This window comes from Psychromonas sp. SA13A (assembly GCF_011378715.1).
Classification (GTDB): Bacteria; Pseudomonadota; Gammaproteobacteria; order Enterobacterales; family Psychromonadaceae; genus Psychromonas.
On the sequence record NZ_WTKU01000012.1, the window covers coordinates 1 to 25,360 of the forward strand.

The 25,360-nt window shown below is 38.3% G+C and carries 22 protein-coding genes; 11 read left to right on the forward strand and 11 right to left on the reverse strand.

Going from position 1 to position 25,360, the window contains the following annotated elements; all coding sequences use genetic code 11:
* The 3 genes from tkt to cdd form a co-directional block, all read left to right on the forward strand.
* On the forward strand, window positions 1-1,987 hold a 1,987-nt coding region (gene tkt, locus GQR44_RS11730; protein ID WP_240923640.1), incomplete at its 5' end, for a transketolase.
* Between the two features lie 145 nt (window positions 1,988-2,132).
* Window positions 2,133-2,891 carry a uridine phosphorylase gene (gene udp, locus GQR44_RS11735; RefSeq protein ID WP_166371970.1) on the forward strand — a complete coding sequence of 253 codons (759 nt, stop codon included), beginning with the start codon at window positions 2,133-2,135 and terminating at the stop codon, window positions 2,889-2,891.
* Window positions 2,892-3,271: 380 nt separating this feature from the next.
* On the forward strand, window positions 3,272-3,679 hold the full coding sequence (cdd, locus tag GQR44_RS11740) for a cytidine deaminase (RefSeq protein ID WP_028867070.1): 408 nt from the start codon (window positions 3,272-3,274) through the stop codon (window positions 3,677-3,679).
* 154 nt (window positions 3,680-3,833) lie between these two features.
* On the opposite strand, the gene GQR44_RS11745 is transcribed toward cdd, so the two are convergent.
* On the reverse strand, window positions 3,834-5,204 hold the full coding sequence (locus tag GQR44_RS11745; RefSeq protein WP_166371971.1) for a hypothetical protein: 1,371 nt from the start codon (window positions 5,202-5,204) through the stop codon (window positions 3,834-3,836).
* A gap of 157 nt (window positions 5,205-5,361) precedes the next feature.
* Here GQR44_RS11745 and GQR44_RS11750 point away from each other — a divergent pair, with 157 nt between their 5' ends.
* The 8 genes from GQR44_RS11750 (at window position 5,362) to add (ending at window position 13,443) form a co-directional block, all read left to right on the forward strand.
* Window positions 5,362-5,532, forward strand: coding sequence for a XapX domain-containing protein (locus GQR44_RS11750; protein ID WP_166371972.1), 171 nt, complete (start codon window positions 5,362-5,364; stop codon window positions 5,530-5,532).
* A gap of 83 nt (window positions 5,533-5,615) precedes the next feature.
* Window positions 5,616-6,566: a transaldolase gene (gene tal / locus GQR44_RS11755; RefSeq protein WP_166371973.1), complete on the forward strand. Its 951-nt coding sequence runs from the start codon at window positions 5,616-5,618 to the stop codon at window positions 6,564-6,566.
* Between the two features lie 157 nt (window positions 6,567-6,723).
* Complete coding sequence (locus GQR44_RS11760; protein WP_166371974.1) at window positions 6,724-7,986, forward strand: NupC/NupG family nucleoside CNT transporter; 1,263 nt, start codon at window positions 6,724-6,726, stop codon at window positions 7,984-7,986.
* A 122-nt stretch (window positions 7,987-8,108) separates the two neighbouring features.
* Window positions 8,109-8,882 (forward strand): deoxyribose-phosphate aldolase, encoded by a 774-nt coding sequence (gene deoC / locus GQR44_RS11765; RefSeq protein WP_166371975.1) that lies wholly within the window; start codon window positions 8,109-8,111, stop codon window positions 8,880-8,882.
* The gene (locus tag GQR44_RS11770; RefSeq protein WP_166371976.1) at window positions 8,882-10,129 is read left to right on the forward strand and encodes a phosphopentomutase; all 1,248 of its coding nucleotides are present in this window, start codon (window positions 8,882-8,884) and stop codon (window positions 10,127-10,129) included. The genes deoC and GQR44_RS11770 overlap by 1 nt, the downstream gene beginning before the upstream one ends.
* A gap of 16 nt (window positions 10,130-10,145) precedes the next feature.
* Window positions 10,146-10,856 (forward strand): purine-nucleoside phosphorylase, encoded by a 711-nt coding sequence (gene deoD, locus GQR44_RS11775; protein ID WP_028867064.1) that lies wholly within the window; start codon window positions 10,146-10,148, stop codon window positions 10,854-10,856.
* 173 nt (window positions 10,857-11,029) lie between these two features.
* Window positions 11,030-11,815, forward strand: coding sequence for an outer membrane protein OmpK (locus GQR44_RS11780; protein WP_166371977.1), 786 nt, complete (start codon window positions 11,030-11,032; stop codon window positions 11,813-11,815).
* A 626-nt stretch (window positions 11,816-12,441) separates the two neighbouring features.
* Window positions 12,442-13,443: an adenosine deaminase gene (gene add / locus GQR44_RS11785; RefSeq protein ID WP_028867062.1), complete on the forward strand. Its 1,002-nt coding sequence runs from the start codon at window positions 12,442-12,444 to the stop codon at window positions 13,441-13,443.
* Between the two features lie 170 nt (window positions 13,444-13,613).
* Here add and GQR44_RS11790 read toward each other — a convergent pair whose 3' ends face one another.
* From GQR44_RS11790 to GQR44_RS11835, 10 genes are all read right to left on the reverse strand, one after another.
* Window positions 13,614-14,360, reverse strand: a complete 747-nt coding sequence (locus tag GQR44_RS11790) for an amino acid ABC transporter ATP-binding protein (protein ID WP_028867061.1) — start codon at window positions 14,358-14,360, stop codon at window positions 13,614-13,616.
* Between the two features lie 11 nt (window positions 14,361-14,371).
* Window positions 14,372-15,451 carry an amino acid ABC transporter permease gene (locus GQR44_RS11795; RefSeq protein ID WP_166371978.1) on the reverse strand — a complete coding sequence of 360 codons (1,080 nt, stop codon included), beginning with the start codon at window positions 15,449-15,451 and terminating at the stop codon, window positions 14,372-14,374.
* A gap of 1 nt (window position 15,452) precedes the next feature.
* Window positions 15,453-16,637, reverse strand: coding sequence for an amino acid ABC transporter permease (locus tag GQR44_RS11800; protein WP_205963055.1), 1,185 nt, complete (start codon window positions 16,635-16,637; stop codon window positions 15,453-15,455).
* Between the two features lie 64 nt (window positions 16,638-16,701).
* Window positions 16,702-17,715, reverse strand: coding sequence for an amino acid ABC transporter substrate-binding protein (locus tag GQR44_RS11805; protein ID WP_028867058.1), 1,014 nt, complete (start codon window positions 17,713-17,715; stop codon window positions 16,702-16,704).
* A gap of 328 nt (window positions 17,716-18,043) precedes the next feature.
* Complete coding sequence (locus GQR44_RS11810; RefSeq protein WP_166371979.1) at window positions 18,044-19,825, reverse strand: BatD family protein; 1,782 nt, start codon at window positions 19,823-19,825, stop codon at window positions 18,044-18,046.
* A complete protein-coding gene (locus GQR44_RS11815; protein WP_166371980.1) occupies window positions 19,825-21,873 on the reverse strand; it encodes a VWA domain-containing protein in 2,049 nt (682 codons plus the stop codon). Before GQR44_RS11815 ends, GQR44_RS11810 begins: the two co-directional genes overlap by 1 nt.
* Complete coding sequence (locus GQR44_RS11820) at window positions 21,863-22,846, reverse strand: VWA domain-containing protein (RefSeq protein ID WP_166371981.1); 984 nt, start codon at window positions 22,844-22,846, stop codon at window positions 21,863-21,865. The genes GQR44_RS11815 and GQR44_RS11820 overlap by 11 nt, the downstream gene beginning before the upstream one ends.
* On the reverse strand, window positions 22,839-23,354 hold the full coding sequence (locus tag GQR44_RS11825) for a DUF4381 domain-containing protein (protein ID WP_166371982.1): 516 nt from the start codon (window positions 23,352-23,354) through the stop codon (window positions 22,839-22,841). Before GQR44_RS11825 ends, GQR44_RS11820 begins: the two co-directional genes overlap by 8 nt.
* Complete coding sequence (locus tag GQR44_RS11830) at window positions 23,338-24,279, reverse strand: DUF58 domain-containing protein (protein WP_028867054.1); 942 nt, start codon at window positions 24,277-24,279, stop codon at window positions 23,338-23,340. Before GQR44_RS11830 ends, GQR44_RS11825 begins: the two co-directional genes overlap by 17 nt.
* Entirely contained in the window at window positions 24,279-25,238 is a 960-nt protein-coding gene (locus GQR44_RS11835; RefSeq protein WP_166371983.1) for a MoxR family ATPase, read from the reverse strand. Before GQR44_RS11835 ends, GQR44_RS11830 begins: the two co-directional genes overlap by 1 nt.
* Window positions 25,239-25,360 lie beyond the last annotated feature (122 nt).

A 25,360-nucleotide genomic window follows, 5' to 3' on the forward strand; every position in this document is an offset into this window, starting at 1 on the left:
GCCTTCTCGTCAAGAGTTAGCTAACGCAATACGCGCCCTTAGTATGGATGCTGTCCAAAAAGCCAATTCAGGTCACCCAGGCGCACCAATGGGTATGGCTGATATTGCGCAGGTCTTATGGACTGACTTTTTAAAGCATAACCCGACTAACCCAAACTGGGCTGATCGCGACCGCTTTATTTTGTCTAACGGCCATGGTTCAATGCTTATCTATTCTCTATTGCATTTAACAGGTTACGACCTTTCAATTGAAGATCTTAAGAGCTTCCGCCAATTACATTCAAAAACACCGGGTCATCCGGAATATGGTTACGCACCAGGTGTCGAAACAACAACAGGCCCATTAGGCCAAGGTATTACTAATGCCGTTGGTATGGCGATTGCTGAACGCTCTTTAGCGGCTTCTTTTAACAAAGAAGGCCACGATATTGTTGACCACCATACTTACACTTTCCTAGGTGATGGTTGTTTAATGGAAGGTATTTCTCATGAAGCTTGTTCTTTAGCGGGAACCTTAGGCCTAGGTAAACTGATTGCATTCTGGGATGACAACGGTATTTCAATCGATGGTGACGTAGAAGGTTGGTTCACTGATGATACACCTAAGCGTTTTGAAGCTTACGGATGGCAAGTTATTTCTGTTGATGGGCATAACCCTGAAGAAATTAAAGCGGCTATCATCTCTGCAAAAGCAGAAACGACTAAACCAACGATGATTTGTTGTAAAACAATTATTGGTTTTGGCTCACCTGCTAAGCAAGGTACACACGATTGTCACGGTGCACCATTAGGTCACGATGAAATCGCTGCAACGCGTAAAGCATTAGGTTGGAACCACGGTCCATTTGAAATCCCTGCCGATATTTATGCAGGTTGGGATAACAAAACACAAGGCCAAGCCGCAGAGCAATCTTGGGATGAAAAATTCGCAGCCTACGCTGCGGCTTACCCTGAATTAGCAGCTGAATATAAACGTCGTGTTAATAACGAATTGCCTGCTGAATGGGAAGCTAAATCTTCTGCTTACATTGTTGATTTACAAGCTAACCAAGGCAATATTGCAACACGTAAAGCCTCACAAAACTGTATCGAAGCATTTGGTGCAATGTTACCAGAGCTATTAGGTGGTTCTGCTGATTTAGCGCCATCTAACTTAACCATGTGGTCTGGTACTAAAGCCATTACTGCTGATGACGCTACGGGTAACTACTTACATTACGGCGTACGTGAGTTTGCAATGGCTGCCATTATCAATGGTATTGCATTACATAAAGGTTTTGTTCCTTACGGCGCAACATTCTTAATGTTTATGGAATACGCACGTAACGCACTACGTATGTCTGCAATAATGAAGCAACGTTCTATTCAAGTGTTTACGCATGACTCAATTGGTCTAGGTGAAGATGGTCCAACACACCAACCTGTCGAGCAAATTGCAAGTTTACGTTTAACACCGAACATGAACACATGGCGTCCATGTGACAGCGTTGAATCTGCTGTTGCTTGGAAATTTGCGATTGAATCTGTTGATGCACCGTCATCACTTATCTTTAGCCGTCAAAACCTGAAACCACAAGCGCGTGATACACAGCAATTAGCGGATGTGGCAAAAGGTGGTTATGTATTGCTTGACTCTGAAACACCTGCTGAAATCATCTTAATTGCGACAGGCTCTGAGGTTGAGTTAGCAATGCAAGGTGCTGCAGAATTAACAGCTCAAGGTAAAGCGGTACGTGTTGTATCAATTCCTTGTACAGAGCAGTTTGAGCTTCAATCAGCTGAATATAAAGAGTCAGTACTACCAGCAGCGGTAACTAAACGTGTAGCAATTGAAGCAGGTATTGCTGATTACTGGTACAAATACGTTGGCTTAAACGGTGCAGTGATTGGTATGACCACATTTGGTGAGTCAGCGCCAGCGGATCAATTATTTGAAATATTTGGTTTCACTGTAGATAATGTCGTCAATACAGCAATTAACTTATAAATACAGTGTTTAGCTTATAAATTAAGTGGTTACATTGAAGTTTTATATCAAACACGACTAGCAAGTTCTTATATTAAGTTTTTATAATAAAAATATTATAACAAATAAAGGCAGTGTGACTGCCTTTTAAAAAAGGAAAAAAATTATGTCTGAAGTATTTCATTTAGGTTTAACAAAAGCGATGTTAGATGGTGCAACCTTAGCGATTGTCCCTGGTGACCCTGAGCGCGTTGCTCGTATTGCGGAATTAATGGAAAATGCAACATTTTTAGCAAGCCACCGTGAATACACTAGTTACTTAGCATACATCGACGGTAAAGCTGTTGTGGTTTGTTCAACTGGTATTGGTGGTCCTTCGACTTCAATTGCTGTGGAAGAGCTGGCACAGTTAGGTGTTCGTACTTTCTTACGTATCGGTACCACTGGAGCGATTCAACCACATGTAAATGTAGGCGATGTGATTGTGACTCAAGCTTCTGTACGTCTGGATGGTGCAAGTTTACATTTTGCTCCTATGGAATTCCCTGCGGTTGCAGATTTTCATGCTACAACGGCAATGGTCGCTGCATGTCGTGATCTTGATATTGAACCACATGTGGGTATCACTGCTTCAAGTGATACTTTTTACCCAGGTCAAGAGCGTTACGATACAGTGTCTGGTCGTGTTACTCGCCAGTTTAAAGGTTCAATGCAAGAGTGGCAGGACCTTGGTGTATTAAATTACGAGATGGAGTCATCTACCTTATTTACTATGTGTGCTTCTCAAGGTTGGGCTGCTGCTTGTGTTGCAGGCGTGATAGTTAACCGTACACAACAAGAGATCCCAGACGAAGCAACCATGAAAAAAACGGAATCACATGCGATTACTATTGTCGTTGCTGCTGCGAAAAAATTATTAAAATAACGATGCTGTAGGCTGTGATCTTTGTACTCAGCTATCGTTTAAAGTGACTCTTTAAGTACAACAAAGAGTCGCTTATATCTTCTGCCTGTTCATGTAGGCTGTGTAATTTTTTACCACCAGTAGCTTTGCTTTAGGTGGTTCATTTGCTTGATGTGCTTAAGCTGAATGAAATCAGACCCAATCACCTAAGAAAGTTTTATACGTCATTGATTGCACTTATTATCTGACTCTAGAGTTTGAAAGGTCGATAGTCCTTAGCGTTATGTTTATGCCATGGGTGCTGTTGTACGATTAATGACTGCTAATATCGAGTTAACTTATTGTCTGCTGTAAAATTGTATTAAATACATCACCAATGTAGAAAAAGAGAGAAATTTCATATGAAAAAAAACTATTTTAATGAATTAAAAACGCTATTAGATAATAGCTCTGCGCCATACTCAGGATTCAATGTTGCTTCTATTGTGGTGTGCAAAGATGGACGCGAATTCAAGGGGGTTAATGTTGAATCTGCTGCTTATCCAACGACTATCTGTGCTGAACGTAATGCCATTTTTACAGCCGTTGCTGAAGGTATTAATAAAGGCGACATTCAAGAAGTGCATATTGCTGCTCGTAATGCGGAAAAACTGTTGGTTACGGCGCATCCATGTGGCGCATGTCGACAGGTGATTGCTGAGCAGTCAATGAACGATTGTTTAGTCTATAGCTATGAATCAGAAGGTGAATACACACAAAATACGATTGCAGCATTATTACCTTTTGCTTTCTTAGGTGAAGAGCTTTAATCATTATTAGACTTTAACCTGCACGGTATTAAGTTTTAATAGCACGCTATTAAACTCTTTAATCTGTACAGTAATAAACAATAATTGTTACGTTCACTTTAGGAAATAAAGGCCAATGTCTTGGCCTTTATTTCTTTTGTTATCTCTTCACCTTTTAGTCTTTTTGCGGTAAATTTTCGTTAAGCACAATCGCTTCTTCTAGTAGTTCCTGTGCCGTATAGGGTTTATCCGCTAAAGCAAACTGCATCGCAGGACTTTTTCCTTTATTAGTTTCACAAAAATTAAATAATACGCGATGAATCTCTGAAAAGTTTGCCAGGGTATTAATACTATTTAACCCTTTATTCAAACTTCCTTTTAAATAAGCAAAATAACGATTCAAATATTCCGTATCCTTTAAGTCAAAAGGGGGGCTACTTTGCAAATTTTTAGTGATCGCGCTATATGCACCTGATTCAAAACTTGACCAACGATCTCCCCACCATCCCGCTTTTTTATTAATTAATGTTTCTTTGCTGTTAGCAAAAGGTAAATAATAATAGATTTCCGCTTTTTCAGTTTTAATCTCTGGATAGGCTGACATTAATGCCGCGGCACGAATACTACTTTCTAACTCGATATAATGTCTGTAATGCTCTGTTTTGTATATAAAGGCGCGTAGCATCGAAAAATGCACGTATGAGAGCCTTGCTGGGTTGATTAAACTACAGCGGTTGATCGGCTTTAATTCTCCAACCAATAATTTTTCGAAATGTTTACGCTGCATCGTTTGCTGGTAACGTTGATTAATTTCATTTTCAACATTACTAGAATACCCATCTTTAATGACAGTATTTTCAGTGCTGTGGTAAGTATCTTGTTTGGTTAGCTTTTGTTGTGTGATATTACTGGTTTGTAACAAAATATAGCCACTATCTGCCTCCGCAGTGAACAATGCATAAAAACCTCGCTTGTGGTCTAAATGTACAACCTTGCCTTCAGTCTGCAGTGCTATGTAGTCGCGCTGTACTACTCCTTGCTCTTTTAAACGGCTATAGTTGGTCAACAATAATGATAATTTTTCGAGGTAAAAGTAATAAAGGCGTGCCGATAAACCGGTTTGTTTGATCGCAGCACTTGTATCTAGCTTATCTATTACTGTTTGCAATACCTGTGTGATTGCATCAATATTCTTATGTTTACCTACGCTATACACCCGTTGGCAATTTTTACATTTCAAACGTTGCGTACCCGCTGCAGTGAAACCGTGTAACTGAGCTTCATTTTTTTCGTTAAAAAAGAAATATTGATAACAATGGGTACAGTGGCTAATTTTCCTAGCAAAATGGAATGCAAGCTTTTCTTTTAAAATATTTTCGATTATTTGGTTATTTACCCAGGGTGGGAGACTACCACAGGCCTTACATTCTACTGCAAGATACCCTAAGCGTTTACTTTTATAAATATAGTCATCGCTTTTATTTATGCCGAAATTTCTGCAACTAACTGTTTTACAACAATTAAAATCTTCTCTTATATTAAACATAATATTGGTCCCTTAAATCTACCATTAGCATAAACCACATATTTTGTTAACGCTAGTTAATGCTTTTCAGTCAATATCAAATCTATAGATCAAGATCTCATTTTAAAGTGCTTTGAATGCCTACTATTTACTCATTGAAGAATGACGAGGAACAGAGATGCAAGAAATACTATTAGCTTTATTTGCGGGGGTTGTTGTAGGGTTGATATTTGCCTTTTTGAAACTGCCGCTACCAGCTCCACCAGTACTTTCAGGCATTATCGGAATTTTTGGTGTTTATCTTGGTGGCATAGTTTATCAACAATTTATCATCCCATTATTGTCGTAAATAAATACTTAATATAAATAAAAAGTGAGACGCTTTCAACTAGGTTTCAGTTGCAAATAAAGAATCAAGTGAAAGGAATAAACATGCAAAATAAATTAGAGCAATTACGCCAAGTGACAACAGTTGTTGCAGATACAGGTGATATTGAAGCAATCAAACAGTACCAACCTGAAGATGCTACAACGAACCCATCTCTGATATTAAAAGCTGCGACTATTGAAGCCTATGCACCATTAATCGCAGATGCGATTGAATATGCTAAAAAGCAGGGTGATAACAAACAACAACAAGTAGAAGTTGCCTGTGACATGTTAGCGGTCAATATCGGTAAAGAAATTTTAAAAACAATTCCTGGTCGAATTTCTACCGAAGTGGATGCGCGTCTTTCTTACGATACTGAAGCAAGTTTAGCAAAGGCTCGTCAGTTGGTGAAAATGTATAATGATGCAGGAATAAGCAATGATCGTATTTTAATCAAGCTAGCGGCAACTTGGAATGGTATTCAAGCAGCTAAAATACTTGAAAAAGAAGGGATAAACTGTAACCTCACGCTGCTTTTTTCATTCGCTCAAGCACAGGCTTGCGCTGAAGCCGAGGTGTTTTTAATTTCACCTTTTGTTGGCCGTATTATGGATTGGTACAAAGCAAAGCAAGGTGTTGATTTTGAACCTAGTGAAGACCCTGGTGTGATCTCTGTAACGTCTATTTATAACTATTACAAAGAACATGGTTATAACACAGTGGTAATGGGTGCAAGTTTTAGAAATGTCGGTGAAATACTAGAGTTAGCAGGTTGTGACCGTTTAACGATTAGCCCGCAATTATTACAAGAATTACGTGATACTGATGGTGAAGTTGAAACAAAATTAATCGCGACTACGGAAGTTAAAGCAGCGCCAAGTGCATTAACAGAATCTGAGTTTTTATGGGCTCATCATCAAGATCCTATGGCGGTTGAAAAATTAGCCGAAGGTATTCGCAATTTTGCGATTGACCAGAATAAATTAGAAACCATGATTATGGATAAACTATAATCGAGGTGTAACAAATTAGGTTTGTTATCAATAGGTAACAAACCGCACAAATTCGAATTTTTCGGATTATACATGCCTGGGTTGGCCAGGATATCAGAGGGAGATGACTGTAGAGTTATTCTTCAGTCTAATTGACATAAATGAATGGAGTAAATATATGCACATAATTATGGGTCTAGTGGGAGTTATATCCCTTCTTTTAATTGCTTTTCTTTTTTCTAAGAATAAAAAATCAATTAATATTCGAACTGTGGGTGGGGCTTTTGCAATACAAGCAATCATTCCAGCTTTCGTTATTTTTACTCCGTGGGGTGCAACATTCCTACAGGGTATCTCTGGCGCAGTTCAAGGTGTTATCGATAGTGCTAATGCAGGGGTAAGTTTCCTATTTGGTGGTCTTGTATCAGGTAAGATGTTTGAGGTGTTTGGCGGTGGCGGTTTTGTCTTTGCCTTTAGAGTACTTCCTATCATTATCTTCTTTGCTTCATTCATGGCGGTTTTGTATTACCTAGGTGTAATGCAATTCATTATCAAAATCTTTGGTGGCGCGCTACAAAAATTACTAGGCACAAGTCGTACTGAGTCAATGTCAGCTGCTGCGAACGTTTTTGTTGGGCAAACTGAAGCACCATTAGTGGTTAAACCTTACATTAAACATATGACTCGTTCTGAATTGTTTGCAGTAATGTGTGGTGGTTTAGCGTCGGTTGCTGGTTCTGTATTGGTAGGTTATGCATCTTTAGGTGTTAGCCTTGAGTACTTAATCGCTGCATCATTCATGGCCGCTCCTGGTGGTCTGTTAATGGCTAAAATTTTAGAACCTGAAACAGAGAAACCTAAGGAACTTACTGCTGAAGAACTATTACTAGTTGAAGCTGAAGATGAAGATCAACCTGTTAACGTTATTGATGCTGCGGCTTCAGGTGCATCATCTGGTCTTAAACTTGCGCTAAATGTTGGTGCAATGTTAATCGCTTTCATCGCATTAATTGCATTAATTAATACTATGTTAGGTGCGTTTGGTGATGTTGTTGGTTTTGAGGCATTAACACTTGAACAAATTCTAGGTTACTTATTTGCTCCAATCGCTTTCTTAATTGGTGTGCCATGGTCTGAAGCTGTTGTTGCAGGTAGCTTATTAGGTCAGAAATTAGTAGTGAATGAGTTTGTTGCTTACATCGACTTTATAAATGTTAAAGAAGCATTGAGCGAACATACACAGGTAATTATTACTGTTGCGTTATGTGGTTTTGCTAACTTATCGTCAATGGCTATTTTATTAGGTGGTCTGGGTGTATTAGCTCCTTCACGTCGCCCTGATATCGCACGCTTAGGCTTAAAAGCGGTAATGGCTGGTACATTATCTAACTTAATGAGTGCAACTCTAGTAGGTATTTTCTTCGCACTAAGCGTTGCATAACCTACATATTTAAATAAGCACTGAGGTGCTCTTAATGAGCCCTCAGTTATTTAACCTTTAGGTAGTATCAATAAATACGATACAACTTAATGACCCAAAAAATGAAATCAAAGGATTTTTTAATGAGTGATTTACAACAAGCATCGCGACAAGCAATTCATTTGATGGATTTAACCACACTGAATGATGACGACACGGATCAAAAAGTGATTGCGTTATGCAAGCAAGCACAGAGTGCTGCAGGTAACACAGCTGCTGTTTGTATTTACCCTCGCTTTATTCCGATTGCACGTAAAACATTACAAGCACAAAACACTGGCGATATTAAAATCGCAACAGTCACAAATTTCCCACACGGTAATGACGATATTGACATTGCTGTCGCTGAAACTAAAGCTGCCGTAGCCTATGGCGCTGATGAAGTGGATTTAGTATTTCCATACCGAGCATTAATAGCGGGCAACGCTACGGTTGGAGAAAAAATGGTTAAAGCCTGCCGAGAAGTTTGCGGCGAGCAAGTCACTTTAAAAGTGATTATTGAAAGCGGTGAGTTAAAAACTGCCGAGTTAATTGAGCAAGCAAGTTCAATTTGTATTAATGCAGGCGCTGACTTTATTAAAACATCAACGGGTAAAGTACCAGTCAACGCAACATTAGAAGCAACAAGAGTAATGATTGAAGCAATTAAAAAGTCAGGCAAGGATATTGGCTTTAAAGCCGCAGGTGGTGTGAAAGATGCACAAACTGCAAATGATTACATGCAATTAGCCCGAGATATTATGGGTGACGATTGGGTGAACACAGAGCATTTCCGTTTTGGGGCTTCAAGCCTTTTAGGAAGCTTATTAGCGGAATTAAATTTAGCGACTAAACCCGCTGAAACTGGAGGTTACTAATGAAACGCACCATTATTCTATTACTTGATTCTTTAGGTATAGGCGCAAGTCACGATGCAGACCAATTTGAAGGTAGCTTAGCCGATGGCACTACTTTTAATGATGTGGGTGCAAATACATTTGGCAGTATCGCCAAACTTTGTGCAACAGGTCAAGCAGATATAAATCGTAAGGGGCCGTTAGTGGTACCTAACCTAACTAAATTAGGCCTAGCACATGCTTGCCGAGATAGTTCAGGTGAGTTCCCACTAGAACTCGACGAAACTGTTGTTCCTGTCTCTGCGTATGGTTACGCACAGGAAATCTCTACGGGTAAAGATACACCAAGTGGCCACTGGGAAATTACTGGCGCACCTGTTTTGTACGAATGGGGATACTTTAAAAACAAGAAAAATAGTTTCCCGAAAGAATTATTAGATGCAATTGTTGAACGTTCTGGCATTTCTGGTTACCTAGGAAATTGCCATTCATCAGGTACGGTGATTTTAGATGAGTTAGGCGAAGAGCACATGAAAACCGGTAAGCCGATTTTCTATACATCAAGTGATAGTGTTTTTCAGATTGCCTGTCATGAAGAAACCTACGGTGTTGAGCGTTTGTATGAGCTATGTGAAATTGCACGTGAGCTATTAGAGCCTTACAACATTGGCCGAGTTATTGCGCGTCCATTTTTAGGCACCGCACCGGGCAATTTTGCGCGTACTGGTAATCGTCATGATTACTCGGTATTACCACCTTCTGAAACCTTGTTAGATCGCATGAAAAATGCCGGTGGAGAAGTGGTCAGTATTGGTAAGATTTCGGATATCTTTGCAACCCAAGGTATTACCCAAGCGATTAAAGCAACGGGTCTAGAAGCATTATTTGATACCACTTTACAATCGCTAAAAGACGCAGATAAAGAAACCATTATATTTACAAATTTTGTAAATTTTGATGCGGATTTTGGTCATCGTCGTGATGTGGCAGGTTATGCCGCAGCGCTTGAGTATTTTGATACTCGTTTACCAGAAATGCTTGAGTTGATGGATGACGACGACCTATTGGTGTTATCAGCAGACCATGGTTGTGACCCAACTTGGCCTGGTTCTGACCACACTCGTGAACATATTCCGGTCATTTTCTACGGTAAAAATGTACCTGCAGGCCCAGTCGGTTTGCGTGACACCTTTGCTGATATCGGACAAACAATCGCGGAATATCATCAATTACCAGATCTTGAATACGGTAAAAGTATTTTTAAATAATTATTGGAGAATTAACATGGCAACACCACATATTAACGCAGTCGACGGCGCATTTGCAGAAACAGTATTAATGCCAGGCGACCCTTTACGAGCTAAATACATTGCAGAGACCTTTTTAGAAGACGTTGTGCAAGTGACGGATGTTCGTAATATGCTTGGTTTTACTGGTACTTACAAAGGTAAACGCATTTCAGTTATGGGCAGCGGTATGGGTATCCCATCATGTTCAATTTATGCTACTGAATTGATCAAGGATTATGGCGTTAAAAGCATTATCCGTGTAGGTAGTTGTGGCGCAGTAAGCAAAGACATTAAAGTCCGTGATGTGATCATTGGTATGGGTGCATCAACAGATTCAAAAGCAAACCGTATCCGTTTTGCTAATCATGATTTTGCTGCTATTGCAGATTACAGCCTATTAGAAAAAGCTGTGAACTCAGCAAAAGCGCACGGTATTAAAGCGCAAGTGGGTAATATTTTCTCTGCTGATACTTTCTATACACCTGAGCCTGAAGTGTTCGATACGTTAGAAAAATACAATATTTTAGGCGTAGAAATGGAAGCGGCTGGTCTATACGGCGTGGCAGCTGAATACGGTGCAAAAGCACTATGTATTTTAACCGTATCGGATCATATCCGTACTGGCGAAAAACTGTCTTCAGATGATCGTCAAACAAGCTTTAATGAAATGTTGTTAATAGCGCTTGATTCTGTGGTTGCAGAATAAAAAAGTACATCTAAAAATTCCTGCCATTTAATGCTTATGGTCCTCCCTAAGCGGCAGGAATTTTAGCCATCATCCAATGTGACGTTATGGATGATAGTCATAAAAAATAGCCTATTTTTGGACGTGAATTATCATGTCTAGGGTTTGTTTTACTTAATAAAAGGAACTTTACAATGAAAAAAACAATACTTGCTCTTAGCTTAGCAGCAGCAATGCCAACGTTTGCAGCCGATTATACCGATGGCGATACGCATAAAAACGATTATAACTGGATGCAAGGCAATTTAATGTATGCCGTTAATGAACTTCCAGGTGAATCAGACCATGACTACCTTGAGCTTGAGTTTGGTGGTCGTTCTGGAATCTTAGATTACTATGGTTATGCTGATGTATTCAACTTAACTAATAGTGACTCTTCAGATAAAGATGGGCAGGATAAAATCTTTATTAAATTTGCACCTCGTATTTCACTTGATGGTTTAACAGGTACAGATTTATCGTTTGGTCCTGTTAAAGAATTATACTTTGCAACCTTGTTTAACTGGGGTGGTGGTAACGAAGATTCTACAGTGAACAACTCTTTTTGGGGCCTTGGTTCTGATATAATGGTGCCTTGGTTAGGTAAAGTTGGCTTCAATGTTTACGGTCTATATGACTTAAACAAGAAAGATTGGAATGGTTACCAAGTTTCTACTAACTGGTTTAAACCTTTTTACTTCTTTGAAAATGGTTCGTTCTTTTCTTACCAAGGTTATATTGATTACCAAGTTGATTTGAAAAGTGAATATTCTTCATCAAGCAATGGTGGTGTAATGTTTAATGGTATTTACTGGCACTCAGATAACTTTGCATTGGGATATGGCCTTAAAGCGTTTAAAGACGTTTATGGAATCGAAGATTCTAGCGGCTTTAAATCAACTGGATTCGGTCATTACTTTGCTGCTACTTACAAGTTCTAAGCATCGCTTTTTTGACTGCATCTAAATAACATGTAGCCAATCTAAATAATTGCAGGATAGTCTTTTATCCTGCAATTCATTTCACAAAACCCCGATATTAACCTCTGAATTATTTGTAAATAGACTTAAACCTATTTTCAAATCATTTAGCTATTCACACTCAAATCATTTAATTATTCACTTCTTGATGCCTGTTTCATTAACTAATTGAACGAATATCAAGCAGAGGACATAAATTTAAGGCTGAAATTGTTATTAGCCAAAATAATCAAAAGTGCGGTTATTTGTTGTTAAGCTTAGGTTCAAATAATAAGTGCATAAAAATGAAGAGCTAAGGGGTAAATAGAAATTTATACTCGCTTTTAACGACAACGGGCATAAAAATTACAATAGTGCGTTATTATTCGAAATATGTTCTGCCTGTGCTAATTACATCCTGCCAACACATTATGTTAATAGGGTTTAAGTTTAGTTTGAAAAGTGACATTTAGTCGGATTTTATGATGACAAAAAATAACCACATTCTTTATACTACATTTACTAAACCACTTTAATTTGTAACCTCGGAAATTGCATTTTAAGGTGGTTTAATTTTTTATCATGGTTTCAAATACAGAGGAATGAATATGATCACTAAAAACTTACCGCTTACTGATATACATCGCCATTTAGATGGCAACATTCGTATTGAAACCATTTTAGAATTAGGCCAAAAATTTAATCTTGCTTTACCTGCAACAACAATTGATACATTGCGTCCCTTTGTGCAAGTCATTGAAGCTGAGCCTAACTTAGTTGCTTTCTTATCAAAACTAGATTGGGGCGTGGCAGTGCTGGGCGATTTAGAAGCTTGTTATCAAGTGGCCTATGAAAATGTCGAAGATGCTAAAAATGCGCAGATTGATTACACTGAATTGCGTTTTTCACCTTATTACATGGCGTTAAAACACAATTTACCGGTACAAGGTGTGGTTGAAGCTGTCGTTGCTGGTGTTGCTGCAGGTAGTCGAGACTTCAATGTAAAAACTAATTTAATTGGTATTATGAGCCGTTCATATGGTACTGAAGCATGTCAAATAGAACTAGACGGCTTACTTAGCCAGAAAGATAAGTTGGTTGCAGTAGACCTTGCTGGTGATGAATTAGGTAAACCAGGTGACCTGTTTGTTAATCACTTTAAGCAGGTGAGGGATGCAGGTTTACGCGTCACTGTGCATGCTGGAGAAGCTGCTGGTGCAGAAAGCATGTGGCAGGCGATTAAAGAGTTAGGTGCGGAACGTATTGGGCATGGCGTTAAAGCTATCGAAGATATGAAGTTAATGGATTATCTTGCAGCGAATAAGATTGGTATCGAGTCTTGTATTACTTCTAACTTACAAACCAGTACTATTGCCGATATTACTAATCATCCTATTAAAACTTTTTTAAATCACGGTGTAATGGCGTCATTAAACACTGATGATCCTGCAGTTGAAGGTATCGAATTACCTTATGAATACGAAGTAGCGGCAATACAAGCAGGGCTGTCATTAGCACAAATTAAACAAGCGCAAATTAATGGTTTAGAAATGTCATTTTTATCAGCACAAGAAAAACAAGCTTTACGTGATATTGCTGCAAAACGCTAATTTATTGAGATACTTCTATTCTTTTTAGTTGAAGTTAGAATATAAAAAATATAAACAGACATAAAAAAGGGCTAATTAATTAGCCCTTTTTTGGTTCTGTAAAATACTAAGGTATATGACGACTGTTGATTGTTTCGTTTAAACCAGAAACATCAACAGCCCTAAGTAGATTAGTGTGAAAGTATTTGATCTAAGAATAGCTTAAGTCGGTCAGATTGTGGGTTATCAAAGAACTGATGCGGTTCATTCTCTTCAATTACTTGTCCAGCATCCATAAAGATGACGCGATCTGCTACTTTCTTCGCAAAGCCCATTTCATGGGTTACACAAATCATCGTGATACCTTCGTCAGCTAACTCCACCATTACGTCTAATACTTCCGATACCATTTCTGGATCCAGTGCTGATGTTGGTTCATCAAATAACATTATCTCAGGGTTAATACATAGACAACGTGCAATCGCTACACGTTGTTGTTGTCCACCTGATAACTGGTTAGGGTACTTATGTGCTTGATCCGCAATTTTCACACGCTCAAGGTAATACATCGCTGTTTCGATGGCTTCTTTACGAGGCTTTTTGTGTACCCAAGTAGGCGCAATCAATAAGTTCTCTAACACTGAAAGGTGTGGAAATAAATTAAAGTGTTGGAACACCATGCCCACTTGTGCGCGAATGTGACGTACGATCTTCACATCATCAATCAGCTCTGTTCCATTAATATGAATTTGGCCTTGTTGAAATTTCTCAAGGTGATTCAAACAACGGATAGTGGTTGATTTACCTGAGCCCGATGGGCCACAGATAACGACTTTCTCGCCTTTTTTAATATTTAGATTTACATCTTTTAGTACATGGAAATCACCATACCACTTGTTGACGTCCTTCATTGTTATCATAAATTCTTGGTCTGACATGACGTTTCCTTTTAATGCTCGGTGTTAAATTTGCGTTCAATCGATTTTGAATATTGTGACATAGTAAAACAGCATACCCAGTAAATAAGGGTTACAAAAACATAGCCTTCTACTTCGTAGCCTAGCCAATTAGTATCACTGTTAGTCAGTGTTACCATGGCAAGAATGTCGAACAAACCGATGATTAAAACAAGGGTAGTATCTTTAAATAACGAGATAAACGAACCCACTAGATTAGGAATAGATATTTTTAAAGCCTGCGGAAGAATGATTAAAATCATCCCCTGCCAGTAGCTAAGACCCAGTGCTTCACTTGCTTCGTATTGACCTTTTGGTATCGCCTGTAAACCACCACGTACCACTTCTGCAATATAAGCCGCTTGGAATAGCGTGATCCCTATTAAAGCGCGCAGTAACTTATCAAACTCAATACCATCATGAAAAAATAACGGTAATACCACTGAAGCCATGAATAGAATAGTAATTAGCGGCACACCACGTACAAATTCAATAAAACCAATACATAAGGTTCTTAGAATTGGCATATCAGATTGACGACCTAGGGCTAATACAATACCAATAGGGAACGAAGCGATAATACCAACGGCTGCAACTAAAATGGTTAGCATTAAACCGCCCCATTTTTCTGTTTCAACAGTTTCTAGACCAAACCAGCCACCACTAATTAAAATGAAACAAACAAAAGGGAATAGAAGCATTATCACAATTTTAGTTTTGTTATTTTTTAATACTTTTAATGCCATTAGGAATGCAACACATAGCACTGCAACTAGGTTAGGGCGCCAATGTAAATGTTCAGGATAAAAACCATAAATAAACTGATCGAACTTCTCTATGATAAATATCCATCGTGCGCCTGAATTAACCACTTCATCCTGTGTTCCGCTCCAAGTTGCATCAAATATCATCCAATTTAATAGCGACGGAATGGTGAGGTAAATAAGATACAGACCAACCAAACTTAATAAGCTATTTCTTACGTCCGAGAATAGATTTGTTTTTAACCAAAAAATAATGCCTTTACTTCCCGAAGGGGCAGGCTTGGCTTCTTTCATTGTATAAGTTGCCATTTTAACGTCCTTTTATAGCCATTTTGGCGTTAACCCAGTTCAATAACAGTGAGATAACAATACTGATAGTGAGGTAAACAGCCATGGTCATGAGTATTATTTCAATTGCTTGACCGACTTGGTTTAATGTTGTTCCAGAGAATAATGTGACCAGTTCAGGATAACCAATCGCGGTTGCCAAGGATGAGTTTTTAGTTAAGTTTAAAAATTGATTAATCACAGGTGGAATGATCACGCGTAATGCCTGTGGTAAAACAACCTTTGATAAAATAACATGATCTTTTAAACCCAATGCTTTAGCCGCTTCTTTTTGTCCTTTAGGCACGGCTTCAATGCCGGCACGAACTGCTTCTGCGATATAAGTTGCTGTGTAGATGCTTAGTGCAAATAAAAGCGCTAATAACTCAGGAATAATGGCTAGGCCACCTCTAAAGTTAAATCCTTTTAATTCAGGATAAACAGCTGAAATAGGCTGTCCTACAATAAAGTAAACTAATGTTGGCGCTAGGATTAAAATAGCAAGAGAGACTTTAATAAGTGGGAATTCTTCACCTGTTTTATCGTGGCGTTTTCTTGACCATCGAGTCAGATAGAAAACCGCTGCGACAGCAATGATAAACGAGATTAAAATCGCGCTACTACCACTTTCAAAAATAGGTTCTGGTATTAATAAACCACGATTATTTAAGAACACACTGTCTAAGTAATTCATACTTTGACGTGGGCTAGGTAATGCCGCTAGTACAACGTTATACCAAAATAGAATTTGTAATAGAATAGGAATATTACGGAATGTTTCTATATAGATAAGTGATAGTTTAGAAATCAAAAAATTGTTTGATAAACGTCCAATACCAACTAATAACCCCAGAATAGAAGCGAAAATAATGCCTAAAATAGAGACTAATAAAGTATTTAATAAACCGACAATAAATACATCAAAGTAAGTCGATGTACCATCATCGTAATTGGTAAGAGTTTGGCTGATCCCGAAACCAGCGGTGTTATCTAAGAAAGAGAATCCAGTTGTTATGCCACGCTTTTCAATATTATCGAACATATTATTAGCAAAATAAAATGCACAAAAAATGACGGCGATTAAGGCAATAATTTGGAAGAAAACTGCACGGTGTTGGGGGTTGTTTAAGAAACCTTTACCGTCTATTGGGAGTTGTTTGTTGTTCATAATGTGCCTTTTAATCAGCTAGGGAAAAGGGGGAGGTAAACTCCCCCTAAGAGACTGTTTAAAATTAACGAATTGGCATTGCGTACATTAGACCGCCTTGGTTCCATAGTTTGTTTAAACCACGGTCAATATTTAGCGGAGAATCTTTACCTACATTTTTATCAAACATTTCGCTGTAGTTACCTACTTGTTTAACAATTTGGTAAGCCCAGTCAGATTTAAGACCTAGGTTTTCACCAGCGTTACCTGTAGTACCTAATAAACGTTTGATACTTGGGTTTTCTGATTTCATCATTGCTTCTGCATTACTAGAAGTAACACCTAGTTCTTCAGCTTCAAGTGCTGCAAATAAGCTCCAACGTACTACGTTGAACCAATTATCATCACCTTGACGAACAACAGGACCCAATGGTTCTTTAGAAATGATTTCAGGTAATACCATTACTGTGTTTGGATCATCCATTTTTAATTTCAAACCGTATAACTGAGATGCATCTGATGTTACTGCATCACAACGACCTTTTTTGAAACCATCAATAGTTTGACCTGATGTATCATAAGTTACGGCTTTGTATTCCATGCCATTAGACTTAAAGTAATCAGTTAGATTAAGTTCAGAAGTAGTACCTGCTTGAATACAGAACGTTGCACCATCTAGCTCTTTAGCCGATGTTACACCTAGTTTTTTACTGATTAAGAAACCTTGACCATCATAATAGTTAACACCAGCAAAGTTTAAACCTAGTGATGTATCACGAGTCGCTGTCCAAGTAGATGAACGTGCTAACAGATCAATTTCACCACTTTGTAGTGCTGTAAAACGCTCTTTTGCTGTCAGTGGGATATATTTAACTTTACTTGCATCACCTAATACTGCACTAGCAACAGAGCGACACATGTCAACATCGATACCTTTCCATACACCTTTAGAATCTGCTGCTGAGAAACCTGGGATACCTGTCGATACACCACAGTTTAAAACATCTTTTTCCATTACATCTTGTAATGTGTCAGCGTGAGATAGAGAAGGGATTGCTGCAGTAAGACCAACCAATAATGCTAATTTTGTCACTTTCATTGTATTTTCCTTGTGGCTTAAAATTATAGTCAAATCAACTATGAATATATGGGGACGCATTAAAAACGATATTCATATAAAGTAATTACAGCAACTTACATGCCACTTTATGATGAATGCTCATTAATAATACGAAAAAGGAGTAATTAAAACGCCATCCCGTATATTGAACAGTTGCATCATATGCGAGGGTTCTACCTCATTAGGGTTTGTCTATCTATTTATTTGATTTAGGTCATGTTTCGGTTTGTTTTTTAACGAAAAATGAGTTTTAAACGTCATTTATGAGCAAATTAAAAAAGAACAATCTGCTCATTTTTGACTGAAGTTAAGGGTTGAGGGTGTTAATTGAGTGGCTGTTATGTATTTTTGCTGTTTTTTGGTGCATTTTTATTAACTTTATTAGTTGTTTTGCATCCCATTGGTGCGTTTTACCTGAACAAGCTAGCTCAAGTTGTTGCAAATTACTTTGAAGTTGTTGTTTTTGATCATCCGGCAATGGGCTAAATACCGTAATTTGTTGTAATTGCGTAATATCAGCATGTTGTGACTGAAAATAGCGTAATAAATAGGTATAAACCTGTTGCGGCGTTGATTGCTCACAAGCTTGTAATAATTGTTGGTAGGGTGTTGCTGTTTTATTGTTATTACTTGGGCTAACCACTGCTTTTAATTGTTTATTAGTTTTTACAAAGTATAAATAGATACAAAGTGAAATAACTAGAATTAAAAGTATTAGTGCACTGATTTGCCAGAAAAATAAACGTTTTGTTAATTGTTCATTTTCAGCCGCATATTCATTGAGCTTGTTTTGTGCATCGTTGTTGGCTAATTGTGAAGCAGCCGAGAGGGCACCCTGAGTGCTTGCATCATTATTTACAACGTTACTGGCAATATTACTTGCGCTGTTACTGGCATTGCCCTGATGACCATTATTGGTGTTTGGTAATGCAGCTTTGATAGTTAATGTTTGCGCGGGTAGTGTTGCAAACTCTTGTTGTTCAGTTTTACTATTCCACCAAGGAATTTTTATTTCAGGTAAAACTAGCTCACCACTTTTATCAGCAATAATCGCATGGGTAATAGTTCGTTGGCTATATAACACGCCATTTAACGTCCCTTGCTTTAAATCATCTTGATCAGGGTAGTAACGTAAGGAGCTGTCATAATTAAGTTTAATTTCAGGCATTTTGTCGACGCTAATTGATGCAACACGTAAACTAATGCTGCGTGTGATAGGGTCGCCAACGGTATAAGAAGCTGCCTGTAAGTTATTATTTTCAACTAAATGTACATCTTCACTGATCAACCAATCGCCTTGATAATTAGCCGGCATCGGTTTTACAGTGATGGCAATGCTATTACCTCGTATATTAATAGGTTGTGAAATGATCCTATTTTGCCAATCGCTGACACTGACATTTTTACGAATTGAACCCACCAATAGTGGCGAAGTTATCTTCACATCACCGGCTTCTGTTGGCGTTATCTGATATTGATAAGTGAATACCTTATAGCGAAGTCCATTAAGTATCACTTGTGTTTGCTGGTTATCATTACTGATACGCTCTATATTTGCAGCTGCTAATGTTGGCGCTTGTACATCACCATCGACGATATTTTCAGAGACATAAATTTTGCTTTCTAAAATAATAGGTTGATCTAAATAAACTTGTGTTTTATCGACGCTGTTTTCAATAAAGATAGTGTCGCCCGATGTAGATTGTTGCTCTTCACCAGCTTCTTTAACTTGTATTGTTATTGGGTCGGTTAATAGATCACCGATTGCTAGAGCAGGAATGGTAAAATCACCTACTTTATTGGCCTGTAAGCGTAATACCCATGTGATTTTTCGATTAATATCACCATTAATAATTGAAGTGCTTTGACTTCGAGACGGGCCACTTACTTTAAAGTCATCAGTCAATGCACTGGTATCGAGTTGATATTCTGACCCCGTGTCATTAACTTCTATGGTTAAAATAAAAGTATCCCCCTGAAAAACCTGATTATTACTAACCGATGCCGTTGCTTGTGTCGCGGCAGAAGCAGAGGAGCTGATCGCAATTAAAAGTAGGATCACACTTAAACATTTATGTAAAAACGGCATTACCAGATTTCTCCGTTATTTTTTTGTAAAACAGGTTTATTAGCGGCTCTCTTTCTATATTCAAGCTGCATTTTATTGCGTAATAATAAAGAAGGATCATCGGGCATATTTTTTAACCAAATCGGTAATTCTTCATACTCTTTATTAACGTCTTCTTCATTTGTTGATGATAATGCATTGGCTTCCTGCTCAGCGGCTTGATCCTGCGGTGACTGTGCCGCTGCATTCATTTCCGCTTGTTGCTGAGCCAGTTGCTCTTGTTGCTCATCTTGCTGGTCTTGTTGGTTCTGCTGCTCAGATGATTGTTGTTCATCTTGCTGGCTTTGACCTTGCTGGTCTTGTTGGTTCTGCTGCTTAGATGATTGTTGTTCATCTTGCTGGCTTTGACCTTGCTGGTCTTGTTGGTTCTGCTGCTCAGATGATTGTTGTTCATCTTGCTGGCTTTGACCTTGCTGGTCTTGTTGGTTCTGCTGCTCAGATGATTGTTGTTCATCTTGTTGGCTTTGACCTTGTTGGTCTTGTTGATTCTGTTGCTCAGATGATTGTTGTTCATCTTGTTGGCTTTGACTTTGTTGATCCTGCTGCTCAGATGATTGTTGTTTATCTTGCTGGCTTTGACCTTGCTGATCCTGTTGCTGTTTTTTCTCTTGCTCTTGCTGCTCAAGTAATTTTTCAACCGCTTCTTTATTAGCTTTAGCTTGTGCAAAGTCTGGCTGGAGTGCTAATCCCTGCTGATAACTTTCTAATGCTTGTTGATACTTTTTTTGCATCGCTTGTGCATTACCGAGGTTATAAAGCGTGGTTGCATTTTTGGGATTTGCTGTTGTTTGTTCTGAATAAATCGCTTCAGCTTGTTTGTATTGTTTATCTTTGAATAGTGCGGCGGCTTTCCAATCTGGGTTGTGAAAGTTGTCACTGGCTTGTGTATAGTCGCCATCTTGCAAAGCCTGATAGGCATTCTGCTCACTATTTTTCCATATTGACGCTTCTACTTTCGGTGTTGTTAATGGCAAAGTGAGCGCTAATAATGCAACATAAAAAGTACCTTTCCTAAATAACAATAAAAACAGGGGTAAAAGTAATAAACTTAACCAATAACCATCATCAATCAATTGTTTACTGGCCATGTTTTTAGCATTTTTCTGGTTCTCTTTTACTGTATTATTAGTGTCATAATGATTCGCTAGTAAAGGAATTTCTTGTCCCTTAGCATCGAAAGTTAAATACAAACCATCACTCATATTAGCGATCGGATAAAGCTTATTTGCTTCTAGTTTTGGTATAACGATATTACCCGCATCATCTTTTAATAAGCTGCCATTAGGTAACGTGATCGCAGCCCCCGCAGGTGTAGCCATTGCTAATACTGATACCATCCATTTTGTACCTGTAATGAGATCCTTCATTTTATTCAAACTTTGTTGATCAAACCCGTCACTAATAAAGACAATTTGTCCCTGTTGATACCCAGCATTTTCGAGTAATGAAATCGCTTTTTGTAGCGCTAGGTCAGGTCGAGAACCTTTCACTGGCATTAACTCCGGTGAAAGGTGCGGAATATGATTAATAATGGCATTACTGTCTATGGTGAGAGGGGTGATAGTAAAGGCATCTCCGGCATAGGCAATCAGCCCTTTTTCACCTTCCGACCATTGTTTTAATAGTTCGATTGCTTTGTATTTGGCGCGGCTTAATCGGTTAGGTTTAATATCCGTTGCATACATCGAATAAGATAAATCGAGTGCAATAACTTGTGCTTTTTGTATTTCATAAACAGGTAATTCAACACTACGCAGGCTCGGCCCTGATAATGCAATACAGGCAATGGCAGATAATATAGTGATAACTAGGCGATTATTTTTGCTGGTTTCAGGCAAGGTAACCAAATGTTCACTTAAATGATTGGCAATAATACCGGTTTGTTTATGTTGACTACGCTGATAACGCCATAAACTATAGACGGCGATAATGATTAACCCAATTAGCCAATAAGGACGAATAAAGCTTAATGGGCCAAAAGTGCTGGCTAAGGTGTCATTAAAGTTCATCTTCACCTCTTAGTTTTAATGAAATAATTACCATTGATAAAATCAATATTGCCAACGATAAAGGCCAAAAAAACAAGTTTTTCTCTGGTCTAAACTCTAAAAACTCACTATCTACGGGTTGTAATTGGTTAATCGTATCGTAAATTTTTTGTAAGTCTTCCTGGTTTCTGGCTCTAAAGTATTGCCCATTAGTTAATGTTGCAATCTTAGTTAATGTTTTTTCATCTAAGTCCGCAGAAGGGTTAACACGTTGGTTGCCAAAGAAACCTCGCTTAATCATTTCATCGGCACCAATACCAATGGTATATATTTTAATATTATTTTTAGCGGCTTGTTGCGCTGCGGCAATCGGTTTAATTTTACCCGCTGTATTTGCGCCATCGGTCAGTAATATTAAAACACGTTGTTCATTTTTATTTTCTACAAAGCGTTTAATGGCCATTGCGATCGACTCTCCGATCGCGGTACGGTTCCCTACTAGGCCGATTTGTGTTTCATCTACCATGGTGGAAACAGTCTCCACATCAAAGGTTAACGGAGTCTGTAAATAAGCATGGTCGGCAAACAAAATAAGCCCTAAGCGATCACCTTGTCGTGTTTTAACAAAGTCTTTAACGATTGATTTTACTAAGGTTAAACGATTTACCGTTTTACCATTTAATGGCATATCCACTTCATCCATACTGCCTGATAAATCCAAAGATAAAATCATATCGCGGCTTTGTTGTTGAATGCGAATAGGTTGATCGTACCAAATAGGTTTAGCGATGGTGGCAAGTAATAAAAGCCATAACAACCAAGGAATAATAAAACTGATCAGAGGATTTCTTTTAGTCGTTTTTTGTTGCTGTAAACCATCAGCAAGCGGGATCCATACCTGTGTGTAAGATTGTTTTTTAGGGCTTAGAAAATAACGGACTAATAAAGGCATTGGTAATAATAGAAAAATCCACCAGTATACAAATTCAAACATCTTTTTTACCTGCTAACTGCTTATTTTTTAAAGCTAACGTTTGACGTGCTTTAAACTGTGTTGGAAATGCTTGTATCCATTTTTTGGCAGAGAGAAAATCCTTTTCAGTACAAGAGGAGTTATCTTGATATAAACGACGGCAAAACTCATCCTGATTATTGAACAGAGTAACACCTTGTTGCGTATGGTGTGCTTGTAAAAAGTTAAACCATGCTTGTCCAGTAATCGATGCGACTTGTTCACGAGGGTAATAATGTAAACATAAGCCTTTTAATAATTGGTTTAATTGTGCAAAGCTAGCATTATCTTTTTGTAATTGCTGCAATGATGCCAAGGCTTGTTTAACTATTCTTTTCTTTTTGATATAGCGTTTAACTAAAAAAAACGTTAACCAGCTAACGGCAATGACCGCAACCAAAATTAACCAATAAATAGGTGCTGGAGGCCAAGCAGACGGCACATCGACAGGCAATATTATTTGTTCAAATGGATTATTGGGCGTAGGCATTAAATTGCTCCAATAATGGCACTGCTGCACTGATATGGTAATGTGCAATACCATACTTAAGTAAATTATTTTCCATTAATTGCTGACGTTGACTAGCAGCTTCTTGGTAAGATTGTTGTTGTCGTTGATTACGTAAAAAACCACTGCCCTTGATTGAATTAATTTTTAAACCCGCTTGTAACGCTTGTTTGGGTAAGTGCGATTCAAGAGGGTCACTAATTTGCCAGACAGTGACCTGATTATGTCGCCGCATTAAATTAATAAGTTTATAACAGGCTGAATCTAATTGAGAAAAGTCACTGATTAAATGAACTTGGCTACCGGTTTGCACTAAATGAGATAGTCGTTTTAGCTGTAAAAAAAGTGATTGTTGCTGCGCTGTTTTAAACGCTATTTTTTTACATAACGTTTGGCTTTGATGTAAAAAGGCCATTAAGCCTTTATTACGTGATGTTGGTTTTAGCTCTGCAACCTGTTGTTGATTAAATACAATCCCACCCAAACGGTCATTTCTCTGTTTGGCTTGCCAACTTAATAGGGCGGCTAAATGGCAGGCTTGTACAGATTTGAACACTAATTGGCTGCCAAAGATCATACTATCGGAAACATCAACTAATAAAAAAACAGGGCGTTCTTTTTCTTCTTGAAATAATTTAGTGTGTGCTTTGCCTGTTCTTGCGGTTACCGCCCAATCAATGGCACGTACATCATCACCAGGTTGGTAATGACGTACTTCAGCAAACTCCATACCACGGCCTTTAATATTCGCTAAATAATTACCAGAGAGTTGGCGTGTTGCCGGTAAGCGTTTGGCATTAAGCGAAAGCTTACCGTGCTGTTTATAACTGAGCAATTCAGTTAATTGCACATCCACCCCTGTGGTATAAGGCGTATTAGTAAAAATAGCGGGCACGTTATTATCCATTATCCTGCAATAGCCACCTGATTAATGATTTCTTGAATAACTTGATTGGCGCTGACACCTTGTGCTTCGGCTTCATAACTTAAAATAAGACGATGGCGTAACACTGGATACAAGTTACTAATGATATCTTCTGGCATTACATAATCACGGTCATTTAACCAAGCGCGTGCTTTGGCGGTACGCATTAAAGCCAGTGTTGCACGCGGGCTAGCGCCATAGCTTATCCATTGTGCTAACTGCTCACCAAAACGAGCTGGCTGGCGCGTTGCAATAATTAAATCAATCAGATATTGCTCTAGGTGCGGAGCAATACTCACTTTCATGACCTCTTCACGCATGGCAAAAATTTGTTCATTTAATAGGGGAGTAACTTCCGCTACTTTCTCTTTCAAAATCTCTTTTTGGTTCAACTGTAGAATCGCGCGTTCGGTTTGTGCATCCGGATAATCCAGTTGAATATGCATAATAAAACGGTCTAATTGTGCTTCAGGTAAGGGGTAAGTGCCTTCCTGCTCAAGCGGATTCTGTGTTGCCATCACTAAAAATAGCTCCGGTAACGGATAGGTTGTTTTACCAACGGTTACCTGCCGTTCTGCCATTGCTTCAAGTAATGCAGATTGTACTTTAGCCGGTGCTCGATTAATTTCATCAGCTAAGATCAGGTTATGAAAAATCGGACCCTTTTCAAAAATAAATTGACCCGTTTCCTGACGAAAAATATCAGTACCTGTGACATCAGAAGGTAATAAGTCGGGGGTAAATTGAATACGGTGGAAGTCACCTTCAATACCATCAGATAATGCATTGATAGCACGTGTTTTTGCTAAACCAGGTGGGCTTTCAACTAAAATATGTCCATCGGCTAATAAGGCAATTAATAAGCTATCAACTAACTCGCTTTGCCCTAATATCATTTGATTTAAATAGTGACGTAATTGATTTAATTGTTGTTTTGCCATTGTAAATATCTTCATTAATTTATTTTGAGGAAAATATACTGCTTATAAAAGGCAAGTTCAAGACCCAAAAGTTCAATCGTTATAAACAATAAGTTACAATTATTTCTTTAAAGTACTTAAAA

Bases quoted from the DNA above. Each gene is read 5' to 3' on its own strand.
- udp (WP_166371970.1), top strand. From the start codon at position 2,133: ATGTCTGAAGTATTTCATTTAGGTTTAACAAAAGCGATGTTAGATGGT.
- cdd (WP_028867070.1), top strand. From the start codon at position 3,272: ATGAAAAAAAACTATTTTAATGAATTAAAAACGCTATTAGATAATAGC.
- GQR44_RS11745 (WP_166371971.1), bottom strand. From the start codon at position 5,204: ATGTTTAATATAAGAGAAGATTTTAATTGTTGTAAAACAGTTAGTTGC.
- GQR44_RS11750 (WP_166371972.1), top strand. From the start codon at position 5,362: ATGCAAGAAATACTATTAGCTTTATTTGCGGGGGTTGTTGTAGGGTTG.
- tal (WP_166371973.1), top strand. From the start codon at position 5,616: ATGCAAAATAAATTAGAGCAATTACGCCAAGTGACAACAGTTGTTGCA.
- GQR44_RS11760 (WP_166371974.1), top strand. From the start codon at position 6,724: ATGCACATAATTATGGGTCTAGTGGGAGTTATATCCCTTCTTTTAATT.
- deoC (WP_166371975.1), top strand. From the start codon at position 8,109: ATGAGTGATTTACAACAAGCATCGCGACAAGCAATTCATTTGATGGAT.
- GQR44_RS11770 (WP_166371976.1), top strand. From the start codon at position 8,882: ATGAAACGCACCATTATTCTATTACTTGATTCTTTAGGTATAGGCGCA.
- deoD (WP_028867064.1), top strand. From the start codon at position 10,146: ATGGCAACACCACATATTAACGCAGTCGACGGCGCATTTGCAGAAACA.
- GQR44_RS11780 (WP_166371977.1), top strand. From the start codon at position 11,030: ATGAAAAAAACAATACTTGCTCTTAGCTTAGCAGCAGCAATGCCAACG.
- add (WP_028867062.1), top strand. From the start codon at position 12,442: ATGATCACTAAAAACTTACCGCTTACTGATATACATCGCCATTTAGAT.
- GQR44_RS11790 (WP_028867061.1), bottom strand. From the start codon at position 14,360: ATGTCAGACCAAGAATTTATGATAACAATGAAGGACGTCAACAAGTGG.
- GQR44_RS11795 (WP_166371978.1), bottom strand. From the start codon at position 15,451: ATGGCAACTTATACAATGAAAGAAGCCAAGCCTGCCCCTTCGGGAAGT.
- GQR44_RS11800 (WP_205963055.1), bottom strand. From the start codon at position 16,637: ATGAACAACAAACAACTCCCAATAGACGGTAAAGGTTTCTTAAACAAC.
- GQR44_RS11805 (WP_028867058.1), bottom strand. From the start codon at position 17,715: ATGAAAGTGACAAAATTAGCATTATTGGTTGGTCTTACTGCAGCAATC.
- GQR44_RS11810 (WP_166371979.1), bottom strand. From the start codon at position 19,825: ATGCCGTTTTTACATAAATGTTTAAGTGTGATCCTACTTTTAATTGCG.
- GQR44_RS11815 (WP_166371980.1), bottom strand. From the start codon at position 21,873: ATGAACTTTAATGACACCTTAGCCAGCACTTTTGGCCCATTAAGCTTT.
- GQR44_RS11820 (WP_166371981.1), bottom strand. From the start codon at position 22,846: ATGTTTGAATTTGTATACTGGTGGATTTTTCTATTATTACCAATGCCT.
- GQR44_RS11825 (WP_166371982.1), bottom strand. From the start codon at position 23,354: ATGCCTACGCCCAATAATCCATTTGAACAAATAATATTGCCTGTCGAT.
- GQR44_RS11830 (WP_028867054.1), bottom strand. From the start codon at position 24,279: ATGGATAATAACGTGCCCGCTATTTTTACTAATACGCCTTATACCACA.
- GQR44_RS11835 (WP_166371983.1), bottom strand. From the start codon at position 25,238: ATGGCAAAACAACAATTAAATCAATTACGTCACTATTTAAATCAAATG.